At 69.4% G+C, this 12,689-nt stretch carries 9 protein-coding genes; all 9 read left to right on the forward strand.

What is annotated here, in order from left to right:
• The first annotated feature begins 34 nt into the window (after positions 1-34).
• Positions 35-2,278 carry a SulP family inorganic anion transporter gene (locus ACQPYY_RS13940; RefSeq protein WP_433594061.1) on the forward strand — a complete coding sequence of 748 codons (2,244 nt, stop codon included), beginning with the start codon at positions 35-37 and terminating at the stop codon, positions 2,276-2,278.
• A gap of 213 nt (positions 2,279-2,491) precedes the next feature.
• Positions 2,492-4,699: a SulP family inorganic anion transporter gene (locus ACQPYY_RS13945; RefSeq protein ID WP_433594062.1), complete on the forward strand. Its 2,208-nt coding sequence runs from the start codon at positions 2,492-2,494 to the stop codon at positions 4,697-4,699.
• Positions 4,700-5,073: 374 nt separating this feature from the next.
• The gene (locus ACQPYY_RS13950) at positions 5,074-5,880 is read left to right on the forward strand and encodes a (2Fe-2S)-binding protein (RefSeq protein WP_433594063.1); all 807 of its coding nucleotides are present in this window, start codon (positions 5,074-5,076) and stop codon (positions 5,878-5,880) included.
• 181 nt (positions 5,881-6,061) lie between these two features.
• Positions 6,062-8,119 carry a threonine--tRNA ligase gene (thrS, locus tag ACQPYY_RS13955; protein WP_379097516.1) on the forward strand — a complete coding sequence of 686 codons (2,058 nt, stop codon included), beginning with the start codon at positions 6,062-6,064 and terminating at the stop codon, positions 8,117-8,119.
• Positions 8,116-8,715 (forward strand): HIT family protein, encoded by a 600-nt coding sequence (locus ACQPYY_RS13960; RefSeq protein ID WP_379097519.1) that lies wholly within the window; start codon positions 8,116-8,118, stop codon positions 8,713-8,715. Before thrS ends, ACQPYY_RS13960 begins: the two co-directional genes overlap by 4 nt.
• A 100-nt stretch (positions 8,716-8,815) precedes the next feature.
• Entirely contained in the window at positions 8,816-9,487 is a 672-nt protein-coding gene (gene pgsA, locus ACQPYY_RS13965; RefSeq protein ID WP_379097522.1) for a phosphatidylinositol phosphate synthase, read from the forward strand.
• 20 nt (positions 9,488-9,507) lie between these two features.
• Complete coding sequence (locus tag ACQPYY_RS13970) at positions 9,508-10,488, forward strand: phosphatidylinositol mannoside acyltransferase (protein ID WP_433594643.1); 981 nt, start codon at positions 9,508-9,510, stop codon at positions 10,486-10,488.
• Positions 10,485-11,609, forward strand: a complete 1,125-nt coding sequence (locus ACQPYY_RS13975) for a glycosyltransferase family 4 protein (protein ID WP_433594064.1) — start codon at positions 10,485-10,487, stop codon at positions 11,607-11,609. Before ACQPYY_RS13970 ends, ACQPYY_RS13975 begins: the two co-directional genes overlap by 4 nt.
• Positions 11,609-12,649, forward strand: coding sequence for an NUDIX hydrolase (locus tag ACQPYY_RS13980; RefSeq protein WP_433594644.1), 1,041 nt, complete (start codon positions 11,609-11,611; stop codon positions 12,647-12,649). Before ACQPYY_RS13975 ends, ACQPYY_RS13980 begins: the two co-directional genes overlap by 1 nt.
• Positions 12,650-12,689: the final 40 nt, after the last annotated feature.

Genomic DNA, 12,689 nt, shown 5'->3' on the forward strand with positions numbered 1-12,689 from the left:
CCGGGCGGCCCCGCCGTGCCGGCGAAGGAGAAATATGTCCACCGACACCGATCAGCCTCCACGGACGTCGCTTCCCGGTCCCGCGCGCCGGGACTCGTGGGCCACCCTGGTGCGCCACGACCTCCCGGCCTCGCTCGTCGTCTTCCTCGTCTCGCTACCGCTGTCGATCGGCATCGCGGTGGCCGCGGGCGCCCCCGTCGCCGCCGGTCTCATCGCGGCGGTGGTCGGTGGGGTGGTCGCCGCGCTCTGCGGCGGCTCGGTGCTACAGGTCAGTGGGCCCACCGCGTCGCTGACCGTGGTGGTCGCCGAATCCATCAACCAGTTCGGCTGGGCCGCCACCTGTTTCATCACCATGCTGGCGGGCGGACTGCAGATCCTGTTCGGGCTCAGCCGGATCGCGCGCGGCGTGCTCGCCATCGCGCCGGTCGTGGTGCACGCCATGCTCGCCGGGATCGGCATCGTCATCGCCCTGCAACAGGTGCACGTGCTGCTGGGCGGTGACACCCTGACCTCGTCCTGGGCGGCCATCGCCGGGCTGCCGCACCAGCTGGCCTCGGTGAAGGCCGGCGACCTGTGCATCGGGCTGGTGGTGATCGCCATCCTGGTCGGCTGGCGGCACATGCCCGAACCCGTGCGCAAGGTGCCCGCGCCGCTGGCCGCGGTGCTGGTCGCCACGGTGCTGGCCCGGATGCTGCCGGTGCGCGTCGAGCACATCACCATCGACGGATCGCTGCTGGACGAACTGCGGCTGCCGCAGCTGCCGCACGGCAGCTGGGCCGCCATCGCCCTGATGGCGGTGACCATCGCGCTCATCGCCAGCGTGGAGACCCTGCTATCGGCCGTCGCGGTCGACCGGATGCGTCAAAACGCCACTCGCCGAACCGATCTGGATCGCGAACTGATCGGGCAGGGCGCGGCCAACGTGGTCTCCGGCCTGATCGGCGGCCTGCCCGTGGCCGCGGTCATCGTGCGCAGCATCACCAATGTCAAAGCGGGAGCGCGTACCCGGGCCTCGACCATGCTGCACGGGCTGTGGATCCTGCTGTTCTCGGTGGCGCTGGTCGAGGTGGCGCGCTCGATTCCCAAGGCGGCGCTGGCCGGACTGCTCATCGTGGTCGGGATCCAGCTGATCAAACTGGCCCACATCCGGCGCGCTCAACGCACCGGCGACCTGGTGGTGTACGCGGCCACCGTGTTCGTGGTGGTGTTCTGGAATCTGTTGCTGGGCATGGTCGTTGGTCTCGCACTGGCCTTCGCGCTGCTGCTGTGGCGGGTGGTGCGGGTGACGGTGACCGCCGAGGAGGTCGGGCTGGGCGGTACCGACGCCGTGCGCTGGCGGGTCACGGTGGACGGCAGCTTCACCTTCCTGGCCTTGCCCGAGCTCACCAGTGAACTCGCCAAGGTGCCGCCGAACGCCGAGGTGGTGCTGGAGATGACGGTCGACTTCATGGACCACGCCGCCTACGACGCCCTGCAGGAATGGGTGGACCAGCACCGCGCCGACGGTGGCACGGTCGAGTTCATCGAGGTCGGCGCGGTCCGCATGGCCGATGCCGCGGCGGGTCCGTCCGCGCGCGGGCATTCGCGGCACCTGCTCAACGAGGTGCTCGGGCCGTGGCGTCGCACCGCGACCGATATGGACCCGATCGTCGCGGGTGTGGCGGCCTACCACCGCAGTCACGCGCACGTCGTGCGGCCACACCTGGGTGTACTGCGCGACGGGCAGGAACCGGACTCGCTTTTCGTCACGTGCGCCGACTCGCGCATCGTGCCGAACGTGATCACCAACAGTGGTCCCGGCGATCTGTTCACGGTGCGCAACGTGGGCAATCTGATTCCGCGCGACGCCCAGGACTCGTCCATGGAGGCCGCGCTGATCTACGCCCTCGACAAGCTCGATGTGCGCTCGGTGGTGGTGTGCGGGCACTCCGGATGCGGCGCGATGGGCGCGCTGCACAGTGAACTGGTCACCGGGTCCCGGCTCGACGACTGGCTCGCGCACGCCCGGCCCAGCCTGGACCGGTTCCGGCTCGGGCATCCGGTCGGAATAGCCGCCGCCGCAGCCGGATTCGGTCCTATCGATCAGCTCGGCATGGTGAATGTGGCGGTGCAGCTGGAGACGCTGTACGCGCATCCGGTGGTGCGGCGCGGGGTCGAGGAGCGCGGGGTGGTGCTGTCGGGGCTGTTCTTCGACATCGCCACGGCGCGGGTGGTGGAGGTCACCGTGGACGGGATCGCGGAGATCGACGGCGTGGGGAGGGTGGCCCAGCCGGCGTGAGGCGCGTGTGATTTGGGGTGTTAGTGAGGGTTTTCGGGCAAAAGGGGCGTGAATCCGGCAGGATTCACCCCCTTGTTACGTTGGGCGGCAGTTTTTCTCAGACTTTGCTAAGACTTTACCTTTAGCCTGGCCTTTGCTCGTCCGGTGAGTGCGCGGCCAACGCCGTCCGCGGTCTTTATTCGATGCCCCTGTACATGCTCGCTGAGGAGCGATATGTCTCGCGACACCGATTCACCGCCAGGTAGATCCGAAGGCAGGCTCGACAGCCTGCTGCGTCACGATCTGCCTGCATCCCTCGTAGTTTTTCTCGTCGCCTTGCCGCTGTCACTCGGCATCGCGGTCGCCTCCGGCGCGCCCATCGCGGCCGGACTCATCGCCGCCGTGGTCGGCGGTATCGTGGTCGGCCTGCTCGGCGGTTCCCCGCTGCAGGTCAGCGGCCCCGCGGCCGGTCTGACCGTCGTCGTCGCCGAAACCATCACCCAGTTCGGTTGGAAGACGGCGTGTTTCATTACCGTCCTGGCCGGTCTGCTCCAGATTCTGTTCGGGCTCAGCCGAATTGCCCGCGCCGCCCTGGCCATCGCACCCGTGGTGGTGCACGCCATGCTGGCGGGAATCGGCATCACCATCGCGCTGCAGCAGCTGCATGTGCTGCTCGGCGGCGCGTCCCATAGTTCGGCCTGGCAGAACGTGATCCAGCTCCCCGGTGAGCTGTCCAGCATCCACGGCGACGACTTCCTGATCGGCGCGGTCGTGATGGCCATCATGTTCGGCTGGAAGTACGTGCCCGGCAAGGTGAAGGTGCTGCCCGGCCCGCTGGTCGCGGTCGTCGTCGGCACGGTGCTGTCGCTGGTGCTGCCCGGCTCCCCGGAGCGAATCGTGTTGAGCGGCTCGCTGTTCGACGCCATCGGCCTGCCCGGAATGCCGTCGGGCAACTGGGGCGCGGTGGTGCTCGCCGCCCTGACCATCGCTCTGATCGCCAGCGTGGAGAGCCTGCTGTCGGCGGTCGCGGTGGACAAGATGCACACCGGCCCGCGCACCAACTTCGACCGCGAACTGATCGGTCAGGGCGCGGCCAACATGATCTCCGGCACCCTGGGCGGACTACCCGTCACCGGCGTGATCGTGCGCAGCGCCACCAATGTGCAGGCCGGGGCACGCTCCCGCGCCTCCGCCCTGATGCACGGCGTCTGGGTGCTGGTGTTCTCGGTCGCGCTGGTCGGACTGGTGCAGCAGATTCCGAAATCGGCGCTGGCCGGTCTGCTCATCGTGGTCGGCGTGCAGCTGGTGAAACTGGCCCACATCAAGCTGGCCCGGCGCACCGGCGACCTGCTGGTGTACGTGGTGACCGTGCTCGGCGTGGTGTTCCTGAACCTGCTCGAGGGCGTCATCATCGGCCTGGTGCTGGCCTTCGGGCTCCTGCTGTGGCGAGTTGTCCGCGTGTCGGTGACCGCGGGCGAGGTCGCCGGAACCGATCGCTGGCTGGTCAGCATCGACGGCACCTGCACCTTCCTGGCGCTGCCGAAACTGTCCACGGAACTGGGCAAGGTCCCGACCGGCGCCGACGTGCTGGTCGAGCTGAGCGTCGACTTCCTCGACCACGCCGCCTACGAGGCCATCCACGACTGGGCCGGCCAGCACGAGAACACCGGCGGCACAGTCGAATACGTGGAACTCGGCACCGCCCGCATGGCGCACGCCCTGGCCGGCCCGCCGGTCCGGGGCCGTGCCCGCACCCTGCTCGACGACGTGCTGCGACCGTGGCGCGAGGACGACGGCAACCCGATCACCCACGGCGTGGCCGCCTTCCACCGCCGCAACGCCCACGTGGTGCGCCCGCACCTCGACGAGCTACGCGACGTCCAGAACCCGCACTCGCTCTTCCTGACCTGCGCGGATTCGCGGATCGTGCCCAATGTGATCACCAATACCGGACCCGGTGACCTGTTCACGATCCGCAATGTCGGCAATTTCGTGGTCCCCGGCGGCCGCGACACCTCCGTCGAGGCGGCGCTGTCGTTCGCCATCGAGGAACTGCGCGTCGACAATGTCGTGGTGTGCGGCCACTCTGCCTGCGGGGCGATGAAAGCCCTGGTCGCGGGCGGACCCACCGGACCCGGCCTGGGCAACTGGCTGGTCCACGGCCGCGCCAGCCTGGACCGCTTCCACCCCGACGACCCGGTCGCCGCCGCGGCCGCCCGGGCCGGCTACGGCGTGGACGACCAGCTCTCCATCGTCAACGTCGCGGTGCAGCTGGACACCCTGCGGGCCCACCCCGTGGTCCGGCGCGCCATGGCGGAACACGGCCTGCAGATCAAGGGCCTGTTCTTCGACATCGGCACCGCCCGCGTGCTCGAGGTGACCTCGGCGGGCATCCGGGAGATCGACGCCCCCGAGCTATCGGCCTTGGCGCACACCCACTGATCGACCCGCACCGCGCGGTGGCGCGGGCAGTCCCATCCGGGATTGCCCGCGCCACCGTGCTTTTCGGTCCCGTGGATCATGAAGGGCCGGTGGGTCGAGCTCGCACGGTCGCGTGGTCGGGCCGCATGGCCCTTCGTGATCGGTCTCCTCCGCCGACCGGTGTCGACCGAGGGACGCCGCACCGTCCTCGGGCGGGTTCGCCTGGCGCGTCTGCCGGGCGGTTCGGCGCGCGCGCCGTACGCTGAGCGCGCCTCGCGGAATCGCGGGTTGATCGGGTGCGCGGGAGGGTCGCGGGGGAGCGGTCCACTTCGGCGTCCAAACGTGACATCGTGGGTAGTAATCACCGTGAACGGCCGGATCGGAGTCGAATGGAAATGGTTGCGCAGCCCCCCGTTTCACAGGCCCTCGTGCCGGGCACCGAGCTGCTACGCCCGGAGTGGCTGGCCGAACGGATCGCCGACATGGGGATCTCGTGGGGGACTGCCGACTCGCGGGTCTCGGGCACCCTGTGGTGGTGCATGGCCGCGTCGTCCCTGGTGGACCCGATCGTCGCGGCGATCGCCAGCGATGCGCCCGCGTTCGACCCCGCACTCGAGCGCATCGTCCTCGAGATCCGGCCGGACGGCGGCGTCGAGCGTGTGCTGGGCGAACCGCATGGCTACCGGATCGCCGCCCGCCTGATCGCCCTCGGATCGGACGCGGCGACCGCCCCGGACATGGCCGCCGCGTCGATCGTGGATCCGCTGACGCCCGCGCCCACCGGTGACACCGAGCCCGAAGTTCGCTCCACCGACCTCGGAGGCTGCGTCTCGGGGCCCGAAAGCGGCTGCGCGACAGCATCTGTCGGGCACGCGCTGCGCCACACCCTCTCCCGGGTGATCCCGGTGGTCGCCGAGGTGTCCGGTGCGGGCGTGGCCGCACTGTGGGCGATCGTGGCCGATGCCATCGGCAACCGGGCCCTCGACATCGGAGCCGAGGAAGCGGGTGCGCGGCTGGCCCGCGACGTGGCCGGACGCCTGCCCGTACCCCGATTCCAGGACGTCGGCGGCCGCACCTTCGTCCGCCGCATTTCCTGCTGCCTGGTCTTCGAGGTCCCCGGCTGCACCATGTGCACCAGCTGCCCCAAACGCCCCGCCGCGGAGCGCGAGGTGCTGCTCGCCGAGGTCGCCGCGCGCGGCTGACGGCGTGTGCGGGGCCGAACACCCTGGGGCGCAGGGGTGGTCCATCGGCGCGCGGGGACAACCGTGCCGATAGAGTGGTGGCCGCCGGGGCTCTGCCCTTCACGAGGGGGGTGCCCGGTCGTCATGTCCAACCTGTACGGCGGATGGATCGCCGCCGTGAAACGCCTAGGAGTGTCCAGCCGTGACCACCTCACCCCAGCAGACCCCAGCCGCCCGCGTCCGGGTCACGGCTGGGACTACCGCCGGGGCCGCGGTGCGCGAGGCGGACCTGCCGAGCAAGGGCCCGGGCGCGGTGCTCGTGGTGCGGGACGCGGACGGCGCGTTGAAGGATCTGACCTGGGTGCCGGAGCTGGACACCGAGGTGGAGGTCGTGACCGCCGATTCGCCGGACGGCCGCAATGTGATCCGGCATTCGGCCGCGCACGTGCTGGCCCAGGCCGTGCAGCAGGAGTTCCCCGAGGCCAAGCTGGGCATCGGCCCGTACATCAAGGACGGCTTCTACTACGACTTCCAGGTCGACCGTCCCTTCACCCCGGAGGATCTGGCCAAGCTGGAGTCCCGGATGAAGAAGATCATCAAAGGCGCGCAGCGGTTTTCGCGCCGGGTGGTCGAGATCGACGAGGCCCGGGTCGAACTGGCCAAGGAGCCGTTCAAGCTCGAGCTCATCTCCGACAAGTCGGGCATCGACGATCCGGAGGTCATGGAGGTCGGCGGCAAAGAGCTGACCATCTACGACAACCTGGACCCGCGCAGCGGCGAGAAGATCTGGGGCGACCTGTGCCGCGGCCCGCACCTGCCGACCACCAAGTACATCCCCGCGTTCAAACTGACCCGTTCCTCGGCCGCCTACTGGCGCGGTGACCAGTCCCGCGAGGACCTGCAGCGCATCTACGGCACCGCCTGGGAGTCCACCGAGGCCCAGGACGAGCACCTGCGCCTGCTGGAAGAGGCCGAGAAGCGCGACCACCGCAAGCTCGGCCTGGAACTGGACCTGTTCTCCTTCCCCGACGAGCTGGGCTCGGGCCTGCCGGTGTTCCACCCCAAGGGCGGCATCATCCGCAAGGAGCTCGAGGACTACTCGCGTCGCCGCCACACCGCCGCCGGCTACGAGTTCGTCAATACCCCGCACATCACCAAGGGGCACCTCTTCGAGGTTTCCGGCCACCTGGACTGGTACCGCGAGGGCATGTTCCCGGCCATGCACCTGGACGCCGAACTCAACGAGGACGGCACCGTGCGCAAGCCCGGCCAGGACTACTACGTCAAGCCGATGAACTGCCCGATGCACAACCTGATCTTCCGGTCGCGCGGGCGCTCCTACCGTGAACTGCCGCTGCGCATGTTCGAATTCGGCTCGGTCTACCGCTACGAGAAGTCCGGCGTCGTGCATGGCCTGACCCGGGTGCGCGGCATGACGCAGGACGACGCGCACATCTACTGCACCAAGGAGCAGATGCACGCGGAGCTCACCTCCACGCTGCAGTTCGTGCTCTCGCTGCTGCGCGACTACGGCCTCGACGACTTCTACCTGGAGCTCTCGACCAAGGACCCGAAGAAGTTCGTCGGCTCCGACGAGCTGTGGGAGGAGGCCACCGAGACCCTGCGGAAGGTGGCCACCGACTCCGGTCTGGAGCTGGTCCCGGATCCGGGCGGCGCCGCGTTCTACGGCCCGAAGATCTCCGTGCAGGCCAAGGACGCCCTGGGCCGCACCTGGCAGATGTCGACCATCCAGCTCGACTTCAACCTGCCCGAGCGCTTCGAGCTCGAGTACACCGGCTCCGACGGCGCCAAGCACCGCCCGGTCATGATCCACCGCGCGTTGTTCGGTTCCATCGAGCGCTTCTTCGGCGTGCTCACCGAGCACTACGCGGGCGCGTTCCCGGCGTGGCTGTCGCCGGTGCAGGTCGTCGGCATCCCGGTCGCCGAGGCCTTCGCCGAGCACCTGGACAAGGTGATCGAACAGTTGCAGGACAACGGGATTCGCGCCGAGCTCGACCGCAGCGACGACCGCATGCAGAAGAAGATCTTCAACCAGACCGCGCAGAAGGTGCCGTTCATGCTGCTGGCCGGCGCGCGCGACGTGGAGGGTGACGCGGTCAGCTTCCGCTTCCGCGACGGCACCCAGGTCAACGGTGTGCCGGTGGCCGACGCGGTCGCCACCGTCGTGGACTGGGTGCAGCGGCGGGAGAACAGCTCGCCGACCGCGGAGGGCTTCGAGATCCGCAAGGCGGGTCGATGAGCGAAGCATTCGTACCCGTGCCCGAGCAGATCGTGGACACCGGTGCGGGAGATCCGGATCGCCTGCAGCGGTTGTGGACCCCGTACCGGATGTCCTACATCACCGGCGAGGCCGAGGATCGCGACACCGCGACCGAGCCGAAGGCCGACGCGCCCAAGAAGACCGGGCACCCCTTCACCGACATCCCCGAGATGTCGGACGAGGACGGGCTGATCATCGCGCGCGGTGAATCGGTGTACGCGGTGCTGAATCTGTACCCGTACAACCCCGGCCACATGATGGTGGTGCCCTACCGTCGCGTCGCCAACCTGGAGGACCTGACCGCCGCGGAGAGCGCCGAGCTGATGGCGTTCACCCAGCAGGCGATCCGGGTGATGAAGCAGGTGTCGCGGCCCGAGGGCTTCAATGTCGGGCTGAATCTCGGTGGCGTTGCCGGGGGTTCACTCGCCGATCATCTGCATCAACATATCGTGCCGCGCTGGAGTGGGGACGCGAACTTCATTACCGTCGTCGGCGGAGTGAAGGTGATGCCGCAGCTGCTCCGGGAGACCCGGGCGCTGCTGGCACAGGCGTGGAAGGAAGCGGATACGGCATGAGCGGGTCAGGCCCGGAAGCGGTAGCGAAGCGTGACCATGGAGGGCCCCCGCTCATGCCCGAAGGGCCCCGTATGAGCGGTAGCGGCCGGGAGTTTGTAGCGTGCTGAGCTTCTTCGGTCGCGAGACGTTCGCCAAAGCGACCGCGCCCCTGGGCAAAGCGCTGGTGAGCACGGGGCTGACCCCCGACGCCATGACGCTCATCGGCACCACCGCCTCGATCGCCGCGGCGGTGACGCTGTTCCCGACCGATCACCTGTTCTGGGGAACCATGGTGATCTGGTTGTTCGTCATGTTCGACATGCTGGACGGCGCCATGGCCCGCGCGCGCGGCGGCGGCACGAAATACGGTGCGGTGCTGGACGCCACGTGTGACCGCGTGGCCGACGGCGCCATCTTCGCGGCGCTGGCCTGGTGGGCGGTGTACACCGAGCACTCGAAGCACCTGTTCGTGGCGACGCTGGTGGTGCTGGTGACCTCGCAGGTCATCTCCTACGCCAAGGCGCGCGCGGAGGCCAGCGGGCTCTCGGCGGACGGCGGCCTGATCGAGCGGCCCGACCGGCTGGTCATCGTGCTGGTCGGCGCCGGATTGACCGGTATCGGCGGCTATTTCGGCATCGAATGGCTGTCGTACGCGGTCTATGTCGCCATGTACATCCTGGCCGTGCTCAGCATCGTCACCGTCTTCCAGCGGGTGCTGGCGGTTCGCAATTCGCCCGGCGCCCGCGACATCATCGCCCCCGCGGCGCAGTCCCCGGAGGAACCGCAGCGGTGACAACCGATTTCACGTCCGCGATGACCGACAAGGCATACGCGGCCGGATGGCGGCTGGTTCGCGCTCTGCCCGAACGCACCGCGCGCCGCCTGTTCGACCGGGGCGCGGATCTCGCCGCCCGCAAGGCGAACAAGGCCGCGCGCCGGGGCAATCCGAACCAGCTGCGCAAGAACCTGGCGCGGGTGCTGGGCACCACGCCGGACCTGGTGCCGGACAGCCTGATCCGCGACAGCATGCGCTCGTATGCCCGCTACTGGCGTGAGGCGTTCCGGCTGCCGTCGATGGACCACGTGGCGCTGGGCAAGTCGCTGCGCGTGGAGGGCATCGAGCACGTCGACGCCGCGCTGGCCCGCGGCAAGGGCGTGCTGCTGGTGCTGCCGCATTCGGGCAACTGGGACATGGCGGGAGTCTGGCTGGTCCAGAACTACGGCCAGTTCTCCACGGTCGCCGAGCGTTTGAAGCCGGAGTCGCTGTTCGAGCGGTTCGTCGAATACCGCGAGAGCCTCGGCTTCGAGGTGTTCCCGCTGACCGGCGGTGAGCAGCCGCCGTTCCCGCAGCTGGCGGATCGGTTGCGGGACAACAAGATCGTGTGCCTGATGGGGGAACGCGACATCACCGGCAAGGGCGTGCCGGTCACGTTCTTCGGCGAGGACAGCTGGCTGCCCGCGGGCGCGGCCAAGCTCGCCCAGGACACGGGGGCCGCGCTGCTGCCGGTGCACTGCTGGTTCACCGTCGACGCCGACGGCCGTGAAGGCTGGGGCATGCAGGTGTTCGAGGCCCTCGATCTGGCGGGCGGCATGGCCCCCGCCACCCAGGCGCTGACCGATGTGTTCGCGGCCAATATCGCCGCCCATCCGGCCGACTGGCACATGTTGCAGCCGGTGTGGAAGAGTGATTTATCGCAGGCCAGGCTGGATCGCATCGCGGCCGCGCAGCAGGCGCTGGGCTCTCGGGAGCAGCAGGCATTGGGCTCCGAGGAGCCGGGGACAGGGGCACTATGAAGATCGGCATGGTCTGCCCGTACTCGTTCGACGTTCCGGGCGGGGTGCAGTCGCATGTCGTGGAGCTGGCGCAGGTGCTCATCGAGCGCGGCCACAAGGTGAGCGTGCTCGCGCCCGCCGCCGACGACACGCCGCTGCCCGACTTCGTGGTCTCCGCCGGTAAAGCGGTCGCGATCCCCTACAACGGGTCGGTCGCGCGACTGTCCTTCGGGCCCACCGCCTACACCCGCATCCGGCGCTGGATCGCCGACAACGACTTCGATGTCCTGCACATCCACGAACCCAACGCGCCCAGCCTGTCCATGCTCGCGTTGAAGATCGCGGAGGGGCCGATCGTGGCCACCTTCCACACCTCGACCACGAAATCGCTGGTGCTGAGTACTTTCCAGGGCGTGCTGCGGCCGTACCACGAGAAGATCAGTGGCCGGATCGCGGTGAGCGAGCTGGCGCGGCGCTGGCAGGTGGAGGCGCTCGGCGGCGACGCGGTCGAGATCCCCAATGGGGTCGACGTGCCCGCGTTCGCGCACGCGCCGCTGCTGGACGGCTATCCGAAACCCGGCAAATCGGTGCTGTTCCTGGGCCGGTTCGACGAGCCGCGCAAGGGCATGGAGGTCCTGCTGGGCACGCTGCCCGAGCTGGTCCGCGAGCATGCCGACGTGGAGATCCTGATCGTCGGGCGCGGTGACGAGGACCGGTTGCGCCGTGAGGCCGGGGAGAACGCGGGTCATCTGCGGTTCCTGGGGCAGGTCACCGATGCGGAGAAGGCCTCGGCCATGCGCAGTGCCGACGTGTACGTCGCGCCCAACCTGGGCGGGGAGAGCTTCGGCATCGTGCTGGTGGAGGCCATGGCCGCCGGGACCGCCGTGGTGGCCAGCGATCTGGACGCCTTCCGCCGGGTGCTGCGCGACGGCACCGCGGGCATGCTGGTGCCGGTCGGCGACTCCGCGCGGCTGTCGGCGGCGATCAGCGCCATGCTCACCGACGACGAGCGGCGCGAGGAGTACATCCGCACCGCCAATCAGGTTGTCGGCGAATACGATTGGCCGGTCGTGGCCGAGCAGATCCTGCGGGTCTACGAGACCGTCACCGTCGGCGACGTGCGCGTCAGGACCGCCGGATGATCACTTTCTCCGCGACGACCATTCTGGTTCTCGCGCTCGTCGCGGCGGCCCTCATCGCGGCCGCGGTCTGGGCGTACACCACCGCCAACCGCCTCGACCGCCTGCACGTGCGCACCGACCAGGCCCGCCACGCGCTGGACGCGGCGCTGGCCCGGCGCGCGGTCGTCGCGCGCTCGGTGGCGACCACGCTGGCCGGTCTCTACGATCCGGCGCTGGTCGAGCAGGCCCGCCGGCTGACCGCGCTGGCCGACCGCGCCGAACGCTCCAACTGGCGCGACCGGGAGACCGTCGAGAATCAGCTCGCCGCGGCGCTGTCCGCGGTCGACATCGCGTTGCTGCCGCCGCAGTTGGTGGCCGAGCTGGCCGACGCCGAGGCGCGGGTGCTCATCGCCCGCCGCTTCCACAACGACGCCGTCCGCGACACCCTCGCCCTGCGCACCCGCCGCCTGGTCCGGTGGCTGCACCTCGGCGGTACCGCCCCGCTGCCGGTGTACTTCGAGATCGCCGAACGGGTCACCGCGGCCGCCTCGACCGGCCTCGAGGTCGACACCGTCCGGACCTCGGCCCGCGTGGTGCTGATCGACGAGCAGGATCGGGTCCTGCTGTTGCAGGGCGTCGACCCGAAGATCCCGGATGTGCCGTTCTGGTTCACCATCGGCGGCGGCGTCGATCCGGGGGAGACGTTGCGTGAGGCCGCGATCCGCGAACTCTACGAGGAGACCGGTCACGCCGCCGACTCGTCGGCGCTGCGCGGTCCGCTGTGGCGGCGCGTCGCGGTGTTCCCGTTCAACGGTGAGCTGATCCGCTCGGAGGAACTCTTCTTCGCCCTGCGCGCCAAGAGCTTCGACCCGGTCCCCACCAACCTGAACTTCATCGAACGCCGCTCCATCACCGGCAACAAGTGGTGCACCCCCACCGACATCGCCCACCTCGACCACTCGGGCGAAACCGTGTACCCGTACCACCTCGATCACCTGCTCGCCGAGGCGATCACCGCCGCCGACTCCGACACCGATCCCGAAGTCCGCTCCATCCGCTGACCCCGGGCGCGTCCGCTGGGTGGGACCGCGAGCGCGAACC

The organism is Nocardia sp. CA-145437 (genome assembly GCF_050956485.1).
In the GTDB taxonomy this organism is placed as follows: Bacteria; Actinomycetota; Actinomycetes; order Mycobacteriales; family Mycobacteriaceae; genus Nocardia.

Bases quoted from the DNA above. Each gene is read 5' to 3' on its own strand.
- ACQPYY_RS13945 (WP_433594062.1), top strand. From the start codon at position 2,492: ATGTCTCGCGACACCGATTCACCGCCAGGTAGATCCGAAGGCAGGCTC.
- ACQPYY_RS13960 (WP_379097519.1), top strand. From the start codon at position 8,116: ATGAGCGAAGCATTCGTACCCGTGCCCGAGCAGATCGTGGACACCGGT.
- ACQPYY_RS13940 (WP_433594061.1), top strand. From the start codon at position 35: ATGTCCACCGACACCGATCAGCCTCCACGGACGTCGCTTCCCGGTCCC.
- ACQPYY_RS13970 (WP_433594643.1), top strand. From the start codon at position 9,508: ATGACCGACAAGGCATACGCGGCCGGATGGCGGCTGGTTCGCGCTCTG.
- ACQPYY_RS13950 (WP_433594063.1), top strand. From the start codon at position 5,074: ATGGTTGCGCAGCCCCCCGTTTCACAGGCCCTCGTGCCGGGCACCGAG.
- ACQPYY_RS13975 (WP_433594064.1), top strand. From the start codon at position 10,485: ATGAAGATCGGCATGGTCTGCCCGTACTCGTTCGACGTTCCGGGCGGG.